A 17,879-nucleotide genomic window follows, 5' to 3' on the forward strand; every position below is an offset into this window, starting at 1 on the left:
GACCCCGGCTGAGGCCTTCAACGACCAGTTACTCTTGCTCCAACAAGCCGGTGTTGCGACAACCGATTGAATCCGCCTTGGCTGCCGCGGTCGCTGTGCAGAATGCAACCGGCCACCTCGCCGCGTCGTGCCACCGCACTACTGAGCGCGGTCGTAGCCAACCGGGACTTCATCCGGGAATCGATCGAATACCCCACGATGCGGTTGGAGAACACGTCCTTGATCGCACAGAGGTAGAGCTTGCCCTCGCCGGTGCGGTGCTCGGTAATATCGCTAAGCCACAACTGATTCGGCTCATCCGCGGTGAAGTCGCGCTCGACGAGATCGTCGTGCACCGGCGGACCAACCTTGCAGTTCTTGCCGCGTTTGCGCTTGCCGAAAGCACTCCACCACTTGTTCTCGGTGCAGATCCGCCAGCCGGTGCGCTCGGCCATCACCTCACCGACATCGCGGGCCTCCTCGACCAGGTATCGGTAGCCGAATTCTGGATCCTCGTGGTGGGCGTCGAACAAGGCGTTGGCCCGGTAGGCCTCGATGATCTCGGCGTCTGCGATGGGGTTGGCGCGCCAGCGGTAGTAGGGCTGGCGGGCGAGCTTGAGTACCCGGCACGTCACCGCCACGGGGATCCCGTCAGCGGCGAGCTCGTTCACGAGCGGGTAGAGCCTTTTCCCGGCAGATTAGCCTGCGACAGATAGGCAGCTGCCCGGCGGAGGACTTCATTCTCCTGCTCCAGCAACCGGTTTCGGCGTCGCAGCTCGTGCAACTCCGCAGAATCACTGGTGCTCTTGCCGGGCTTGGTGCCGTCGTCGATATCGGCTTGGCGCATCCACTTGGTCAGCGTCATCGGGTGGACACCGAAATCGGTAGCGATCTGTTCGATCGTCACACCGTCGTCGCGGTTGCGCGCAACCCGGACGACGTCGTCACGGAACTCACGGGGGTAGGGCCTGGGCACAAGGACATCCTTCCAGCCCACCCATCACGGGCAAGCCAACTCAGATGTCACCTATTCATGCAGCAGACCCCACCGCGGGGTAATACGGGCTTCGTCAGTTCATCGCCGAGACGTTCAAGCAACGGTAGGTCGGCCCGGAGTTGGCTCACTTCCTCAGCATCCGAAAGTATGAATGGGGAGATCTGTCCCCGCGGATCACGGAGATCCACCGCTCGAATGGCAGGGATGTCGAACGTCGCCACACAGGCATGTTCTCCAGTGTGGGGCCGGGTTTCGGCGACAGCAGTCTCTGCCTCGGACCCAAGGTACAGGTAGGGGATGCCGGCGGGGTTTGCGCGGCCGTGTCCTGCCAGGCGGTGCGGCGGTGCACCCATTTCTTCGAGCGCATAGGGCTTTACATCCGCGAGGAGCCGCGAGCGATACCACCTGCGTGGTATGTCCTCGGCCGGCGCAATGAGCATATCGAGCAGCTGTCGTAGACGATCCAGGTCGATCGGCTCGTTGAGGAACCAACGGTTTCGATGCATCATCTCGTCGCGCAAATCACTCCACCGCCTGAGGCTTTCGCTCTCGTATTGGTCAGAGGGGCGGAACGACTTGCGGACGATCTCACCGTTATCGAGAACGTCGGCGAGCAGTTCCTTTGCGTGGGCGTCGTCCATTGCGCGATGTCCAAAAAGTCGCCAATCGTCGCGGAGCCATTGGACCAGGGGGCGGCCATCGTCACTGACTTCGTAGGCGTCTAGAATGATCTCGAACGATTCACGGAGGAGAAGCGGCGCAACCAGTCGCGCAGATTGCGTACCGCAGTAGTCACATGTCCCGATTGCATCGGGTGCATCAGCATCCGCAAGGCTAGGGATGATGCTGTTGCGTAACCCCGGATCGCCGAAACACTCTGAGCAACAGCGCTTGTCAGGCATTGGGCCTTTGGCCGTGGAAGTTGGCGAGCGTTTCCAGGTGATGAATCATCGAGAGCTTCTTGACGTGTCCAAGACCGGGGAAATGTCCCCGCGCATGGAGATCCCGGAACTCCGTGATCGCCCTAGTCTCAAGGAGATTCGATCGGCCACTGTCCAGTCTCCGAATCAGCTTCGCTAACGCTTGCGCAAACTTGCCTGCGGGGTCCGTCGGCGTGTCGTTCGTGTCCGACACGAAGTGATAGACGAACATCGCGTCATCCTGGGCCGGATCGATGAACGTCAGGTGGATTGCGACGGCATACGCCGGACCGCCATTCTCGCTGAATACATCGCCCACAGTGAGAAAGTCGCCGTATCCATCCATACCTTCTTCGGTATACGTGATGTGGAGATCCGAGAAGCTGTCTACCTCACCGTAGTCAGCGTTTCTTTGGCGTTCGAACCCATCACGAATGAGAATTCTTGTGCTGTCAGCGAAATGTCTGCGATACAGCCGGCTCGCTTCGCCATCGATGAACACATTCCTAACGTGTTCCATCCGTCCGTCAAGCGCTTCTGCGATACCGCGCGCATCGGTAAACCCCGCGTGTAGGACTGCGACCTCATTGCCGGGATGTGTCGATAGGAGCCCCGCGGCATCCGGGAGGGTTGTGTCGCTCCGAAGGAGAATGCCCGCCCCGATCGCGTCGTTGTCACGGTAGTCACGTTCGAGCAAGGCTGCGATGCTGTCACCGTTACCTCGATGGTGTCCGTGGCGTGGATTCACCACGACGATGGCCTGCGCTCCCGCTGCAACAAGTGACCCGAGTGTCCTTTCCAGGCCGCCTAGTGCCTCGCGCACCGGCTCGATTATCGGAGTGAATCCCGCAGAGGCAATCAATTCAGCAGACTCTCGAATCGCGATAAGTTCGAATTGTTTGCCTCGGAAGTACGGGTGATACATGCTCCGCTCATTTCCACGCAAGGGCCACATTAAGTGGCGTATTTACGGCATCTGATATCCGGACACGATCCGCCGCAACTATTCGGATTGAAAGCGCTGATGCCCTCAGCGACGCGGGAACAGACTGAACAAAATCGAGCATCGAGGATTGGGACCGCGTTCGCTTCAGAGTTGAGACCATCTGATCATGGACTATCGCGGGCTCAAGATCGGCAAATAAACGGTGCAGCTCGGTACGGAGCAGAGTATTCGGTACTTGTGGTACATCAATGCCCAGCGACTTGAGTATTGAGATAGCTTCAGACGAGCGCAGACTCTCAAGCACCACGAGTGGGGATATGCGGTGCGGATCATTCAATGCTTCGCGTTCCGTCTGCAATGTGAATCGTCGCGACAGGACGAGCACGCCAACATCGGCCGGCGCGACCGACAGCACATCATCGAGATGGACGTCGCTTACCACCACGTTCACCGCAGCGAATACCTTGCGGTAGCTCTCCAGTTGGTTCCGTAAGCGACTGAGAGAATCTCGCTCGGACTTGATTTCGTAGGCAGTAGACGTGCCATTGAGTACTACGACATCGGCTTTGCACAGACCGGCTCGCGCTTCACTGAGGACTGCCGCCGTACGCAGGGAATGACGTCCGAGAACGATCTTTTGTGTGATCGCCGAGCGGTAGACATACTCGTCACGACTGCCTGATTCTTTCAGTAAGTCGAAGGCGCAATCGAACGCACTGCCGACGGTCAAATCATGCGCTATGCGATCAACCAACTTGGTTTGCGCGACGAGTCGAGAAAATAGTGGAGATTGGCCCGTGCTTCCTAACTCGCGAAAAACAGACGCGGAAAAAAGGCGAGAGACGGCCGCCAGCTCGGTCTTGCTGAGCTTCACTGATCGCCGCCTTCCTTGCTGGTCGCATAATACTCGCCGGGGTATTCCTATAGTCTACCTTGTCTTCTTCCCTAGGACTTCGGTACGGAGAAACCGGTGTGGAGTTGTTACTCGCGTCTGCAAATCATGCTTCATTATGAAGCTTGGCTTCGCCAACTAACCAAAACGACAAAGAGTCGCGATATGTTGGAGACGATGCACCTTGCGAGTTTTAAGTCACGCGTAGTGACCTACTCAATTTACACTCGGCGAGGGCCAATCAAGCAATGGATCGTAATTGGCTCGACAGCTTCGCTGGCTCTTGGATCCGCGCGAACCTACGGACTTTTAATCCGCAGTTCCCAGGTTGTCGTCGGAAAAGATTCCATTGAGGGCGTCCCGGGTTGCCTTGCGATGGCGAATGTTCATCAGCTCATCCCGCAGTGGTGTCCGTTCACAGCTGGAATGATGGCGCGGTGCCAATCAGACCCCTTACGCCGCCGACGGCCACAGCGTGGATACCGATGGCCTCCGACCAAGGCCAGATTGTCGAGTGGCTGTCGGAAGAATCGCTGAAGACACTTGACCGGCGCGTGACGGTAGTTCCGTCGAAGGGCCACCTCGACATGGCAGACGAAGCTGTGCAGGCGTTCGCGTCGAACGACAATCTCCACAGTGGCCGGGGGACGCCTGGCGCACCGGGTGGACCGGCGCTCGCGTACTACCCGGACATCGAACGATTGGCCGACGCCGTGAGGTTGGCGCAGGGCCAGCCACTCGGTGTGATCGAGTTTTTTCCCGATGAAATGGCTGGTTGGGCTGCTGCGGCAAACGCGATCAACCTCACTACAGGAGCGCCAACGCCGAGCGTCTCGGCCGAGGTCCATGCCGCCCTTGTCGACCTACGGGATGCGGGCTACGAGGCTACGGTCGGCATCGCGAAAGCTACTTCAGGCTCAAGTACTTCCCGCCGATCGACAAGTTGCTCGCGGCCGGTATCAGTTACCAATTCGCCGCCGGCTACCTCGTGGCGCTCGGAATCGACGGGCAGAACGCTGACGAGGAACTCAAGCGCATCTATGTGCCCCCTAGCCAACGGCCTCGACCAGGGCGATTCTAAGCCCGTTGGACCACCCGCCCGTGGCTTTGACCAGTTCGGGGCGCGTGGTGATTGACGGCATCCAGAGCGCTGGACGATCACCTGGGCAATCCTCCCCAGCCCGTCTCGTGGTTCTGGCGGATCTTCTTGAGGTCCCCGATTGCTACGCCGAGCGACTGAGTTGACGCAGCTTCGTCGTCGTGTGCTCCTGGGTTGAGAATCCGTTTGATTGACTGCCACTTTCCGGCCTCATCCTCGGACTGAGTATGTGGGGTGATCTCTGGAATGAGGTCGCCGAGCATCCTCCTGCCGAGAGACGCCACGGTCGTCGGAGTCCCGTTGGCCGTCCGTGCTGCCGCATCGATCTGCTTACCCAGACGCTCGGCTGCATCGCGGAGTGAAGTGGTCGCGGCCTTACGGCCCTCGACGGTCGTGTTGGTCAGATGCGCCTTGGCCTCGGATAACTTGCGACCAACGAAGTCGTCCTGGTTGGTGATCTGGCTGCCTTCCAGACCAGGCGGCAACTCAACCCGATAGTGCAGTGGCTCGCGGTGCTGATGTCGTCCTACGACCTCAACGTCGACCTTTGGATCGTGAGTCAGCAGGATCACCTGTACACCGTCGTCAAGGAGCGTGCCGACGGTATTGGCGGCGAACGTGACCTGGTGGTCGGGGTCGTAGCCCGGCAGCGGGTCATCAAGAATCACGAACGGACTGCCGAGAAGCTGTTGCCGCGCGAGGAACGCCGCCAGCCCAAGCGCGTTGAGCTGGCTGTCGCTGAACACACCGACGGCGTCTCGCACTTGCGGCGTTGCTTCCTCCGACACTGCGAGCTTCGCCGTGAGGTTTACAAAGCGTCGACCAGATGCGCGCCGGTCGACGCCGCCAAATCGCACCAGTTCGTCGGGACGCAGCGTCGCCCACCATCGGCCGATCTCAGCGCCCATTCTCGCGAATCGGTCATCGAGGAGCGCCTCCTCTGCTTTCTGGACCGCCCGGCCAACTGCATCCACACGCTGCTTGACCTTCTTACGCTGAGCCTGCACTCGCAGCTCGTGGAGCAGGTCGTCGCGATGTTCGAGGAGATCGAGCACTTCCCGCGTCCCAACTGGCAATATCGCGGTTTGCAGCTTCTCGCCAAGCTCCACGTGCAACTCGTCGACCAGCTTCTTCAGCCCATGCAACTCCCTCGCTACAACGGCTACGCAGTCATTGACCAGTCTAAGGAGCGGCGAGAAATCGTCCTGGATCTCCACACGTTCCTCGACCTTGCGCGCGGCAGCGTCCAGCACGCTTTTGATCTGCGTCCGGGTCTCTCTGAGCTGACGCATTCCGGTCCCAGCTCGCACGACATACCCACGTGCTGAGTCGCTGGAGTCAAGAGCCGGTCCATCGTTGAGCTCGCCCGCATTGAGAACGTCGCGGTGGGCCGACACCTCAGCCCACCGCTGATCCTGCCAATGCTGAGCTTCCGGCAGAACGGAGCTCAGTTCTGTGCCGACGTGGTCGACGGCGGCAAGGGCAGCGTTCAGCTGCTCGATGACTATCCGAGCTGCTTCCTGGACATCCGACGATGCAGCCAGCTGCTCGCGGATCTGCGCGAAGCGGTCCGGACCCAGTGAACCGTTGGCACAAACGGGGCACGGCGTCAATTCCTCAAGGTCCGCAAAGTGCTGGTGGTTCAGGACGGCAGCAAAGATGGGGGTGAGCCGCGCTGCCTCAGCGTCCACCGCCCTGAGTCGCTCGAGGTAAGAGGTGACGCTGCGCAACAATCCTTCGGCATCGACGGACGTGGGCAGCCGACCAAGGTCTGGGGTGAGCGCACCAATGGGGAAGACCCGCTCCTCTGCCTGAGCGATGGCCCTTCGCAGGCCAGTGATCGCATCTTCGACCGATGTACCGGTCACCGCGGGATTCAGAGCAGCGGCCGCAGCAACGAGAGCTTTTGTCAGCGTCTGCTGGTCATCAGCCTTGGCGGCCTTCTTGACCGACGCCAATGCAGCCTCGTTGCCCTGGGCACGCTCACCCAGCGCGGACAGGGTGGTGACTCTCGCGAGTGGCGCAAGACTCGCCACTCGCTCCTTCGCCCGGGTTACGGCACTTCGCACGATGTCGAGATCGGTGAGGTCAAGCAGCGATCGGAAGTATGCCGCCCGCTTGTTTGGTTCAGTTGAAAACGTAGCGCAGGTTGTGTTGCAACAGCACGGGCGCAGCGAGCGGCGGGTCCCCAAAGGGAATGCCAAGCTCGCTGAGGTCAGCTGCCCGCTGACCGTCGACGGTCAGTTCACTCGCACAATCGGTGGACGGTGAGTAGTCGGCTGTGAGCACCCGCCGCACCGTCCGCACGAGACCATCGGCACACCGTATGTCGGCCTCTACCCAGACATCGGTATCACCCTTCGGCAGGTGGACGTTGCCGAGCATCCGGTCGTACTCCGCCTTTGCCCCACCGAAGAGATCCCTGCGACTGCTGCATCCGGTGAAGAGGAACTCCAGCGCTTCGGCGGTCGCAGTTTTGCCCTGGCTGTTGTCGCCTTTGACGACGGCAAGAGGTGCGTCGAGGTCCATCTCTCGCGCCTCAGTGCCGTAGCACCGGAACCCTCGGATGCGCAGGCAGAGGATCCGTACCGGGTCACCTGTGTCGGCGTCAGCCCCTCGGGTCATTGGAGACCTCCAGCCATCGATCCACAAGTGTGTCGATCTTCGGGCCCACGTCTTCGGCAGATGCGATTATCGCTAGCTCGGCAACGAATTCATGGGCGTCCTGCGCGGTGCCATCGGTTGGCAGTTGTCCGCGCAGGTCATCGAGATTCGGAACTAGATCACTCACTCCCAGCCCTCCATCCGGGCAACGGATGACACGTACGGCGACGGAAGGACATAGTCATTCCTGGCCGTCCTTGCCGCCCGCGGCAACCCGCTCCCGTAGGTGGTCGATGTAGTCGGAGCGGATCACTCGGCTACACCGAGGACGCTTGCCACCGTTGATCTCCTCGACGTATTTGGCTAGTAGTGCTGGGTTTTTGCCGGACCAGCCGTGGGCAAGCGCCCATCCCTGCATCATGTCTCCATCCATCGGGATGCCGGCATCGTGCAGTGCAAGGAGCACACTCACAACGTCGTCCTTCTCGTAGCCCGCCGTGATGGTGTTGTTGTGGTTGATCGTCAGCGTGAGGCTCTCCATAGCCTCGATCACCACAGGGTCCAAATCCGGAGTGCGGTCCTCCCACTCCGAGCCGTCGCCGAGGATGTCCGGTCGCATCTGCGACACCCACGGCCGAATTCGGTCGGCATTCCAAGTGATGACACACAGCCCCCGAATCATGTGGCTGCTGAATCGGACCAGCTCGCCGATGTCATCCATATTCGGCCAGGCCATTAGCACGGGGCCGTGAGCGCTCACGTATGCCCCACCTCTGCCGGTCACGTGATCGACGTCCGAGTGGCGGCTGACAAGTCGGTCCAGCGCGTTGCAGTTACGCAGGTTGGACTTCAGCTTGGTCCACACGGTGAGGGTGTCGCCCATCTCCATGTGAGACGAGCACCAGCGGATGGCTTCAGTCACACCATCGTCGTCGTAGCTAGCCACTGCGGTGGGATAGTCCACCTCATCATCGAACATCGACCGCTCCTACCTCGTCCCAGGGAGCACCACGTTAATTGCCAGCGCCGACAATTCTGGTGGAAGTGCCTTAGCGGCCGTGCTCGGTCATCGTGACCGCGGGCTCTGGTGCTTCCGAGGCTGCGTCCGGGCCTTCAATCCAGCTTGCTTCAGTATCTTCAGCACCGTTGTTCGTCCAATACCAAATTTCTCGGCGACTTCCCGGGTCTCCTGTCCGGCTTCATAGGCTTCAACGACCTGCGCGCGCATCCGAGCCGTGATGCGCTGCCGACGTTTTGGCGGAGACGCAAGAGCTGGCGAGCCGTCGGCCTCACGAGCCCCATCTTGGGCGCCGGTCAACAATTTGTTCGGATTGAACTGACTAAGGGCCACGCTGGTCAAAGGCTGTACCAGCGGCCCCTGGGCCGCCCGCCCTGTCGGTCGAATCTCGATCGTCGCCGCTGGCACAGGTTGGATCCAGGGATGGGATCAACCCAGGCAACGCATCCAGCCCGCCGACGTTTCTCCCCCAGTGGTCAAAAATCGGCACGGCGTCACCGTCACCACCGCCATGACTCACGTCGCTATCCAGGACTTCGTGGCCGGTCGCAAAACAACGACCGGCCCGGGTATGTCACCAACGAGCAATTCAAACGCTCAATCACCGTGCCCCATTCAGGCCGGTGTCAGCGCATCCCGGCCGCGCTTGAGCCGCGTCGCACCGAGGCAACCTTCTCCTATGTGAGAGACGAAATTGATTGGCGCGCTGTAACTTCAGGAGATCCTCACCTGCGATTTAGGCATTCTTGCCGTTCGGAAAGTAATGGATAACTGTTCGTAAGGTAAATCCTTGCCATTCGTAAAGTAAAGCCCCAAGATGGACGTGGCGGATATCGGTGGGACCGCGCGACGTGCAACGTCAGTCCGCAGACTTCGGGAGAGCAGGCTTGATGACCACAGCAATTCACGTGCCACCGACCTGGCCCGCCAGCACTAGGCGGCGTGTTCTTGACGCGGCAATCGCACTCTTCGGGCAGTACAGCTTCGCCGGTACGTCACTGCAGATGATCGCTGACGATTTGGCCCTCACCAAGGCAGCGATCTATTACCACTTCCGCACACGTGACGATCTGCTGTTGGCGCTGATGGCACCGATATTCACCGAGATCGCCGACGTCGTGGACGCAGCGGAAAAGAAGAAGCGCGTTCAGGTTCGAACGGAGACGATGCTCATCGGGTACGCCGGAATCGTCGTGCGCCATCGCGCGCTCGCGGCCATCACCACCTTCGACCCCAGCGTTCGCGCGGTGTTGCGCGAACAACCGGACTGGTCAGTGCTGATCGACCGCCAGCTTGCGCTGCTGGCCGGCGCTGATCGTGGAGAGCACGGACGGCTCGACGCCACCATCGTGCTCACCGGCCTGGCCGCGGCAGCATCGGCCGCGCCGCAGGATCTCGACGGCGAACGGTTGCGCTTACACCTCATCGATGCCGGCCGGCGCATACTCGGGCTTCCGGCAATCACACGATGACGGACCCGGAGGCGAGTGCCAGCTCCCACATCCTTACCGAACTGCTTGACAGGGAAAAGATCCGGGACTGTCTGGCTCGGTTGGCGCGCGGCGAAGACCGCCGTAACGCTGAACTCATCACCTGCGCATACTGGCCTACCGCCGTCGTGGATCTCGGAATCTTCACTGGCACCTTCGACGAATACCTAGCCTGGGTGGTCCCGGGATCTCCCGATATTCCAGTCACCCAACATGTGCTCGGCCAACACCTCATCGACCTGCACCCCGACACCGCTATCGTCGAGACCCCGGTACTGGCCTATCACCGGGTGACGGCCCCAGAAGGTGAGCGCGACACCGTTATCGGCGGACGGTACATCGACTGGATGGACAAAATCGGCGACGAGTGGCGGATTGCGCATCGCACCATGCTCTACGACTGGTGCCACGACCTCGGCCAGGCGACATGCTGGGCGGCCGGACTGATGGGAATGCCGTTCGACCAGGACCACTACGTCGGGCGTGCACACCACGATCCCAGCGAACACCTCCTGGGCGACCCGTGGAGGGCTGACACGTGATTACGTTGTCCGGCAAGGTCGTGATCGTCACCGGCGCCAGCCGCGGGATCGGGAAGGGGATTGCTCTCGCGCTGGGAGAGCTCGGAGCCACCGTCTACATCACCGGCCGCACAGCGGATTCCGGTCGCCACGAACTCCCCGGGACGGTCGGGCAGACCGCTGCCGAGGTCAGCGCCCGCGGCGGGATCGGCATCCCGGTCACGGTGGACCACGCTGACGACGCTGCGGTCGACTCCCTGTTTGACCGGGTGGCCGACGAGGCGGGCCGGCTCGACATCCTGGTGAATAACGCGTTTGCGCTGCCGGAGGACCTCACCGATGGAAAGCCGTTCTGGGACAAGCCGATATCCTATTGGCAGATGGTCGATGTCGGAGTGCGGTCCAACTTCACCGCCGCCCGTCGCGCAGCGCAGATCATGGTCCCGCAGCGGTCGGGACTGATCGTTGCCACCTCGGGCTACGTCGGAGTTACCTACACCTACGGGGTGGTGTTTGGGATGAGCAAGGCCGCGGTGGACCGGATGGCTCGCGATATGGCGATCGAACTGCAACCGCACCACGTCGCGTCGGTCTCGCTGTGGCAGGGGCTGACGATGACCGAACGGGCGCAACGCAATCTTGCGGCGCAGCCGGAGATGACGGAGTCCATCGTCACCGCCCCGGCGGTCGGCTGCTCGCCGGAATTTCCTGGTCGGGTGATCGCCGCGCTGGCCACCGATCCCGAGTTGATGACCCTGTCCGGGGGCACCTTCATCACCGCCGAACTGGCTGGAAAATACGGCATCACCGACATTGACGGCCGGGTCATCCCGTCGCTGCGGGCCCAACGCGGATCACCTATCTGGAGACCTGTCTCGAAGGCCTGCCATGGATGCTGAACGACGTGCCCGACTCGAAAGACTTGCCGACCGACAGGACATCAGCGACTGCCTAACCCGGTTCAGCCGCGGTGTGGACCGCTTCGACCGCAACGTGTTCTTGTCCGCCTTCCACCCCGACGCTATCGTCGCCGCCGGCGATTTCGTCGGCAGCCCAACCGAGCTCTACGACTGGGCCCGTAGCCTGCATGAGCAGGGTCAGATTGCCACCCAACACCTGCTGCTCAACCACACGTGCGACATCGACGGCCACGCCGCGCACACCGAGACCTACTATCTGTTCGCTGCCCGAAACCGCGACGAATCCAACTGGCTGGCTGGTGGTCGCTACCTCGACCGGCTCGAGCGTCGGACTGGAGAATGGCGAATCACACTGCGCACCAATGTCATTGAATGTTCGGGAACGCTGCCAACGATGCCCATCCCGTTCGCCCACGTCCCCGACATCGCGGCGAACGGCTTATCCGCCCGTGACCATACCGACCCGTCCTACACCCGCCCTCTGGTCAACCACCGGCGACCCTACAACCCACTCGCTTAACACCGGCCGGCTAGGGCGAATGCTGACCTGTCGATCGAGCGGGACTATCTCGTTAACGGTGTTTCCGGCGGTTTTCATCAGTAGGTTTCGGCTGCCGGGAATCGGTCGCCGAAGGTGATTGCGAACGCGTTCAGGGCAGGTTTCCACCGCATCGTCCATCGTGCCCTGCCGACACCGGTTGGGTCCAGTGATCGCGTGACCAGGTAGAGGCACTTGAGCGCGGCCTGCTCCGATGGGAAGTGTCCGCGGGCCTTGATCGCGCGGCGGTAGCGGGCGTTGAGCGATTCGATCGCATTGGTGCTACAGATGACCCGCCGGATCTCCACGTCGTAGTCCAGGAACGGGATGAACTCCGCCCAGGCGTTGTCCCACAATCGGATCACCGCCGGGTAGCGTTGCCCCCATTTCTCGGCCACCTCGTCGAACGCCGTGCGGGCCGCGGTAGCGTTGACCGCGGTGTAGATCGGCTTCACATCACGCTTGATCTCGTCCCAATACTTGCGGGATGTAAGGCGAAATGTGTTGCGCAGCAAGTGAATGATGCAGGTCTGAACGATCGCGGCCGACCACACGTTGCCGACCACCTCGGGCAGTCCCTTGAGCCCGTCGCAGACGACGAAGAAGGTCTCCTTGACGCCGCGGTTACGCAGATCAGTGAGCACGCTCATCCAGAACTTCGCGCCCTCCCCACCGGTGCCGGCCCACAATCCGAGGATGTCGCGTTCCCCGGCCAGGGTGACCCCGATGGCCGCGTAGAACGGCCGGTTGGCGACCTGACCATCGCGGACCAACACCGGAGATCGCGTCGATGAAGATGGCGGCGTAGGTCTGATCGAGCGGCCGTACTGTCCACTCATTCATCTCCTCGATCACCTTGTCGGTGATCCGGCTGATTGTCTCCTTGGACACCGACGCCCCGTAGATTTCGGCGAAGTGCGCTGAAATCTCCCCGGTGGTAAGTCCTTTGGCGTACAACGACAGCACGACCTCGTCGACACCGGAGAGCCGGCGTTGGCGTTTCTTGACGATCTGCGGCTCGAACGTCGATGCCCGATCCCGGGGCACGTCGAGTTCGACCGGGCCGGTGGTGTCGGTCAGCACGGTCTTGGTCCGGGTGCCGTTGCGGACGTTGCCCGACCCCGCCTCGGGCGGATCGTGCTTCTCATAGCCCAGGTGCTCGGTCATCTCCTCGTTGAGAGCGGTCTCGAGCACCGTCTTGGTCAACTGTTTGAGCAGCCCATCGGGCCCGGTCAGGGACAGGCCCTGCTCTTGGGCCAGTCGGACCAGCTCGACCGCAGCCTTCTGCTCGGCGGACTGCTCAACCGCCTTCTTCTTCGCCACATCTTCCAGTGTCGTCATCACGGCGACCTTTCTCGCCGAGCATCGCTCAACGTGTCAGTGCCGGAAACACCGTTATTTCCACAGTCCCGATCGAGCTCGCGAACTGGCCACACGGGTCAACGGTTAGGCGTCAGGCCACTGCAAAGGTGTTGTGGTGGTGGTACCGAACTGGGTGCCGGTGAGGAGGTCGATCAGCGCGTAATAGATGGTGCTGCCGACGTAGCTGGTGACCAAGGCGTAGGTGCCGTCGCCGCTGAAGGTGGGAGGACCGGCGGAGGCGCCAGTGAGGTTGACGGTGGCGGTCACCGCGCCGGTGGTGGTGCTCAAGACGGTGTATGTGGTGGTGTTGGTCTCGCCGCTGTTGCTCCAGGTGCCGATCAGGACGTGGCTGTTGTCGGTGCTGAAGGTGGGGTTGAAGTTGTCATCTACCTGGCCGGTGATGTTCAACGTGGTGCCGATTTGGGCGCCGGTGAGGGTGTTGATCAGGACGTAGCGGGTGGTGTTGTTGGTGGTGGCGCCGACGTAGCTGCTGAGCAGGGCGTAGGTGTCGTTGGTGCTGAAGGTGGGAGGACCGGCCGAGGCGCCGTCGAGGTTGATGGTGGCGGTCACCGCGCCGGTGGTGGTGCTCAAGACGGTGTAGGTGGTGGTGTTGGTGTCGCCGCTGATGGCCCCGTTGGTGCTCCAAGTGCCGATCAGGACATTGCTGTTGTCGGGACTGAAGGTGGGGTTGAAGTTGTCGTCGACCTGGCCGGTGATGGTGATGGTGCTACCGACTTGGGTACCGGTGGTGGTGTTGATCAGGGCGTAGTAGGTCGTGTTGTTGGGGGTGCCGCCGACGTACCTGCTCACCAGGGCGTAGGTGCCGTCGTTGCTGAACGTCGTGGTCCCAGTGACGCTGGAAACCGGTACCGTCACGGACTCGGTCGCACTATTGCCGAAGGCATTGGTGGCGGTGACGGTGAACGTGTCGGTGGAAGCCGTCGTGTTTCCGCTAGAGATGTAGGTGAACGTCCCGGTGCTGGCGACGACCGCCGTGCCTTGGCTGCCGTTGCTGCTCACCGTGTATGTCAACGGGCTTCCGGCGGGGTCGGTGAAGTTCAGGGTGCCGGTGACGACCCCTGTCGTCGCGTTCGGGGTGCCGACGGTGGGCGTTCCGGCGACCGGTGTGTCGGTTACCCTGACGGGCACGGTGACGATTTCCGTGGCGGTCTTGCCGGCGGCGTTGGTTGCGGTCACGGTGAATGTGTCGGTGGTTGTGGTGGTCGCGGTGTCGGGGGTGTACGTGAACGCCCCGGAGCTGGTGACGGTTGCGCTGCCTTCGGTGCCGTTGGTGGTGACTGTGTAGGTGAGGGGTTTGGCCGCAGGATCGACGAAGCTGACGGCGCCGGTGACCACGCCGGTGGTCGGGTTTTGAGCCCCGACCGTGGAGGTGGCATCGGTCGGCACGTCATATGCGCCGCCGTTGCCGACAGGGATCTGGGTCGATCCGAGGCCGACCATTGTGAGATTGCCGTACGCGCTGTACGTGATGCCGCTGCTGGAGTAGGTAGATGCCGTTCCCGCGTTGGCGATATAGAGGGTCGTTCCGTCGGCGGTCGCCGCGATGGTCGTCGCTGTTTCCTGGCCGCTGGTGGTGTTGTCGACGATGGCGTCGGTGATGGTGTCGGTCGCGGTGTTGATCACCAACACTTCACTGCTGTTGGTGGTCGCAGAACTGTTGTTTACCGCGACGTAGAGCGTTGTGCCGTCGGGGCTGAGGGTCTGTGATGTGGGCGTCAGCCCCGTGGGCAGGGCGATGGTGCCCGCGACGGTGCCGTCGGTGTTGAGCACTGTGACCGCGCTGTTGCCGCTGGTATCGCTGCTCAGGGTGTAGAGGTGGCTGTTGTCGGCGACGAAATTCCCAGTGCCCAGCAGATTGAGGATGCCGTCGACGGTGCCGGAGTTGCTGTTGGCGAGAGTGAACGTGTTGGTGATCGTGTTTGTAGTAGGTGAGATCACCGAGACCGTTTCTGACAGGGCGCCCGTGGTAAGGCCGGTGGAACTGAAATTCAGTGTGGCGGCGTACAAGCGGGTGCCGTCGGGTGTAGCAGTAAAGCCGGTGAGCAATGCGCTGTCGCTGTTGGCGGTGGGAATGGTGATGGTCGTGACGAGGCTGTTGCTGGTGGTGTTGAATACCTGCACCGCGGCGTTGGCGTAACTGGGGGTGTCGGTAGTGCTGTTGGTGTTTATTACGTCGCCTGCGACGTAGAGGTTGGCTCCTTCGACGACCGCTGAGCTGGCCAGGAAGTTGGCGCCGAGGCCGATGGTGTTGGTGATGGCGCTTGTGGTGGTGTTGATTACCGTCAACTGCGATGAATACGTAGTTGGAGTTCCCGTCGTCAGGAGGCCTTGATTGGCGCTGACGACATACAGTTGGGTTCCGGTGGAGTTGAGGGTCAAACCGCTGATGTAACTGCCCAACGAACTCAAGTCTGTCGTGGCGACCACGGTGCCGAAGGTGGGCGAGGAGGACGTGGTGTCGACTTTGGACAATGTGTAAGTGACCGTGAACCCAGTTGCCGCGGAATAGTTCTCGGAGGATTCGCTGAGAACGTACGCAAATTTTCCGTTGGGTGCGACGGCGATCTGCTCGGCGGCGCCGTTGATGCCGATCGCGTTCAGGACAGCCTGGCTCTGCGTGCCTATCGGCACCGCCACGGTCTCGGTGGCGCTCTGGCCGCTGGTATTAGTCGCGCTGATTGTGAAGGTGTCGATGCTTGTGCTGGTTGCCTTTGATAGCGCCAGTGCGGTTGGGGTGTAAGTGAATTGGCCTGCGCTTGTCACGGCGACGGTGCCCTGTGTGGGGCCGGATTTCACGGCGTAGGTCAGCGTTTCGCCGGTGGGGTCGGTCACGTTCAGCGTTCCGGTGACGACGCCGGTGGTGGCGTTGGGCGCACCTACGGTGGGGGTCGCTGCGATGGGGGTATCGGGGATCACCGACACTGTGACCGTTTCCGTGGCCGTCTTGCCGGCGGTGTTGGTCGCCGTCACGGTGAAGGTGTCGGTCGTGGAGCTTGTGGCATTGTCGCGGGCGAGTGCTGTTGGGGCGTAGACGAATAGGTCGCCGTAGGAAGTGACCGAGCCCTCGGTGGGGTTGGTGGTCACTGCATAGGTCAGGCTGCTGCCAGCAGTGTCGGTGAAGTTCAGTTCCCCGTAGACCTCCCCAGTGGCGGGCTCAGTGCTGATGATGCTCGGGGTGCCTGCGACCGGAGTATCGGCCAGTGGGGACACCGACACGGTGACGGTTTCGGTGGTGGTGGCGGTGCCGTCGTTGGCGGTGATGGTGAAGGTGTCGGTGGTGCCGGGGGAAGCGGCCAGGCGCGCCGCGGTGGTGGGGGTATAGGTGAACGTTCCGGTGGGGCTGACGGTGACGGCGCCTTGGGTGGGTGTGGTGGTGACGGTGTAGGTGAGGGTTTTGGCGCCGGGGTCGGTGAAGTTCAGGGCACCGGTGACGATGCCGTTGGCGTCGGGAGTGCCGACGGTGGGAGTGCCGGCGACGGGTTTGTCGGGCAGTGGGGACACCGACACGGTGACGGTTTCTGTTGTCGAGTTCGTTCCGTCGCTGGCGCTAACGGTGAAGGTGTCGGTCGTGGCGTTGGTCGCCGCATAGCGTGCCGTCGCGGCGGGGGTGTAGGTGAAGTTGCCTGCGGCATCGACGCTCACCGTGCCCTGGGTGGGTGTGGTGGTGACGGTGTAGGTCAGGGATTTGGCGCCGGGGTCGGTGAAGTTCAGGGCGCCGGTCACCACCCCGGTGCTGGCATTGGGGGTGCCGACGGTGGGGGTGCCGGCGACGGGTTTGTCGGCCAGTGGGGACACCGAGACGGTGACGGTTTCTGTTGTCGAGTTCGTTCCGTCGCTAGCGGTGACGGTGAAGGTGTCGGTCGTGGCGTTGGTCGCCGCATAGCGCGCCGTCGCGGTCGGGGTGTAGGTGAACGTTCCGGTGGCAGTGACAGTGACCGCGCCTTGGGCGGGGGCGGTGGTGACGGTGTAGGTCAGGGCTTTACCGGCGGGGTCGGTGAAGTTCAGGGCGCCGGTGACCACCCCGGTGCTGGTATTGGGGGTGCCGACGGTGGGGGTGCCCGCCACAGGTTTGTCGGCCAGCGGAGAGACCGACACGATGACGGTTTCGCTCGTTGAAGCCACACCGTTGCTGGCGGTGATGGTGAAGGTGTCGGTGGTTCCCGCCGTGGCCGCGTAGCGCGCGGTCGCGGTCGGGGTGTAGGTGAAGTTACCTGCGGCATCGACGCTCACCGCGCCCTGGGTGGGCTTGCCGGTCACTGCATACGTCAAGCTCTGGCCCCCAGGGTCGGTGAACCCTAGGGTGCCGGTCACTGCCCCGGTGGTGGGATCTGGCGGTCCAGCCGTCGGGGTCCCGGCCACCGGCGGTTTGACGCCAAGGGAAGACTCGGTCTGCCGGAACGCGCCCCACAGCAACGCACTGATGGGATTGGCTGGCGCGGTGGGACTTTGAGTGTTCACGCCAAACAGCGACAAAACTGTGGCGAATACCTTCAGCAGTGACAGCAGCGGCGAGGTCTTAGACGCTGCGAGGGGAGTCACCGTTGCCGCCGGGTGTGCCGAGTCGATTGCGTC

At 62.0% G+C, this 17,879-nt stretch carries 14 protein-coding genes and 2 pseudogenes; 5 read left to right on the forward strand and 11 right to left on the reverse strand.

Annotated features, from left to right (window positions below; translation table 11 throughout):
- Positions 1 to 86: 86 nt before the first annotated feature.
- The 5 genes and pseudogenes from CG716_RS31355 to CG716_RS19505 all read right to left on the reverse strand — a co-directional run.
- A pseudogene (locus tag CG716_RS31355) lies at positions 87 to 434 on the reverse strand (DDE-type integrase/transposase/recombinase); the annotation flags it as partial.
- Between the two features lie 212 nt (positions 435 to 646).
- On the reverse strand, positions 647 to 955 hold the full coding sequence (locus CG716_RS30825; protein WP_133066980.1) for a transposase: 309 nt from the start codon (positions 953 to 955) through the stop codon (positions 647 to 649).
- 47 nt (positions 956 to 1,002) lie between these two features.
- Positions 1,003 to 1,617 carry an RES domain-containing protein gene (locus CG716_RS19495; protein WP_207760725.1) on the reverse strand — a complete coding sequence of 205 codons (615 nt, stop codon included), beginning with the start codon at positions 1,615 to 1,617 and terminating at the stop codon, positions 1,003 to 1,005.
- A 253-nt stretch (positions 1,618 to 1,870) separates the two neighbouring features.
- A complete protein-coding gene (locus CG716_RS19500) occupies positions 1,871 to 2,821 on the reverse strand; it encodes a sce7725 family protein (protein WP_094482623.1) in 951 nt (316 codons plus the stop codon).
- Positions 2,822 to 2,828: 7 nt separating this feature from the next.
- Positions 2,829 to 3,716 carry a sce7726 family protein gene (locus tag CG716_RS19505; RefSeq protein WP_094482625.1) on the reverse strand — a complete coding sequence of 296 codons (888 nt, stop codon included), beginning with the start codon at positions 3,714 to 3,716 and terminating at the stop codon, positions 2,829 to 2,831.
- A gap of 503 nt (positions 3,717 to 4,219) precedes the next feature.
- Here CG716_RS19505 and CG716_RS29920 point away from each other — a divergent pair.
- Positions 4,220 to 4,870: a hypothetical protein gene (locus CG716_RS29920; RefSeq protein WP_133066981.1), complete on the forward strand. Its 651-nt coding sequence runs from the start codon at positions 4,220 to 4,222 to the stop codon at positions 4,868 to 4,870.
- A 22-nt stretch (positions 4,871 to 4,892) separates the two neighbouring features.
- Here the strand turns inward: CG716_RS29920 and CG716_RS19510 are convergent, their stop codons facing one another.
- From CG716_RS19510 to CG716_RS31360, 4 genes are all read right to left on the reverse strand, one after another.
- Positions 4,893 to 6,869 carry an AAA family ATPase gene (locus tag CG716_RS19510; RefSeq protein ID WP_133066982.1) on the reverse strand — a complete coding sequence of 659 codons (1,977 nt, stop codon included), beginning with the start codon at positions 6,867 to 6,869 and terminating at the stop codon, positions 4,893 to 4,895.
- 91 nt (positions 6,870 to 6,960) lie between these two features.
- The gene (locus CG716_RS19515; protein WP_094482629.1) at positions 6,961 to 7,458 is read right to left on the reverse strand and encodes an AAA family ATPase; all 498 of its coding nucleotides are present in this window, start codon (positions 7,456 to 7,458) and stop codon (positions 6,961 to 6,963) included.
- 220 nt (positions 7,459 to 7,678) lie between these two features.
- The gene (locus CG716_RS19525) at positions 7,679 to 8,416 is read right to left on the reverse strand and encodes a DUF1889 family protein (RefSeq protein ID WP_094482633.1); all 738 of its coding nucleotides are present in this window, start codon (positions 8,414 to 8,416) and stop codon (positions 7,679 to 7,681) included.
- An 87-nt stretch (positions 8,417 to 8,503) separates the two neighbouring features.
- A complete protein-coding gene (locus tag CG716_RS31360) occupies positions 8,504 to 8,665 on the reverse strand; it encodes a helix-turn-helix domain-containing protein (RefSeq protein WP_420093209.1) in 162 nt (53 codons plus the stop codon).
- A 680-nt stretch (positions 8,666 to 9,345) separates the two neighbouring features.
- Here CG716_RS31360 and CG716_RS19535 point away from each other — a divergent pair.
- Genes CG716_RS19535 through CG716_RS19550 form a run of 4 tightly spaced genes read left to right on the forward strand, consistent with a single transcriptional unit; the run spans position 9,346 to position 11,906 of the window.
- The gene (locus tag CG716_RS19535; protein ID WP_094482637.1) at positions 9,346 to 9,927 is read left to right on the forward strand and encodes a TetR/AcrR family transcriptional regulator; all 582 of its coding nucleotides are present in this window, start codon (positions 9,346 to 9,348) and stop codon (positions 9,925 to 9,927) included.
- Complete coding sequence (locus CG716_RS19540; RefSeq protein ID WP_094482639.1) at positions 9,924 to 10,487, forward strand: nuclear transport factor 2 family protein; 564 nt, start codon at positions 9,924 to 9,926, stop codon at positions 10,485 to 10,487. The genes CG716_RS19535 and CG716_RS19540 overlap by 4 nt, the downstream gene beginning before the upstream one ends.
- Entirely contained in the window at positions 10,484 to 11,365 is an 882-nt protein-coding gene (locus CG716_RS19545) for an SDR family NAD(P)-dependent oxidoreductase (RefSeq protein WP_094482641.1), read from the forward strand. Before CG716_RS19540 ends, CG716_RS19545 begins: the two co-directional genes overlap by 4 nt.
- Positions 11,355 to 11,906, forward strand: coding sequence for a nuclear transport factor 2 family protein (locus CG716_RS19550; RefSeq protein ID WP_094482643.1), 552 nt, complete (start codon positions 11,355 to 11,357; stop codon positions 11,904 to 11,906). Before CG716_RS19545 ends, CG716_RS19550 begins: the two co-directional genes overlap by 11 nt.
- A gap of 77 nt (positions 11,907 to 11,983) precedes the next feature.
- On the opposite strand, the pseudogene CG716_RS19555 reads toward CG716_RS19550, so the two are convergent.
- Both CG716_RS19555 and CG716_RS19560 read right to left on the reverse strand, forming a co-directional pair.
- A pseudogene (locus tag CG716_RS19555) lies at positions 11,984 to 13,268 on the reverse strand (IS256 family transposase).
- 102 nt (positions 13,269 to 13,370) lie between these two features.
- Positions 13,371 to 17,846, reverse strand: coding sequence for a beta strand repeat-containing protein (locus tag CG716_RS19560; protein WP_165774215.1), 4,476 nt, complete (start codon positions 17,844 to 17,846; stop codon positions 13,371 to 13,373).
- Between the last annotated feature and the right edge of the window lie 33 nt (positions 17,847 to 17,879).

The organism is Mycolicibacterium sphagni, assembly GCF_002250655.1.
GTDB classification, from domain to species: domain Bacteria; phylum Actinomycetota; class Actinomycetes; order Mycobacteriales; family Mycobacteriaceae; genus Mycobacterium; species Mycobacterium sphagni.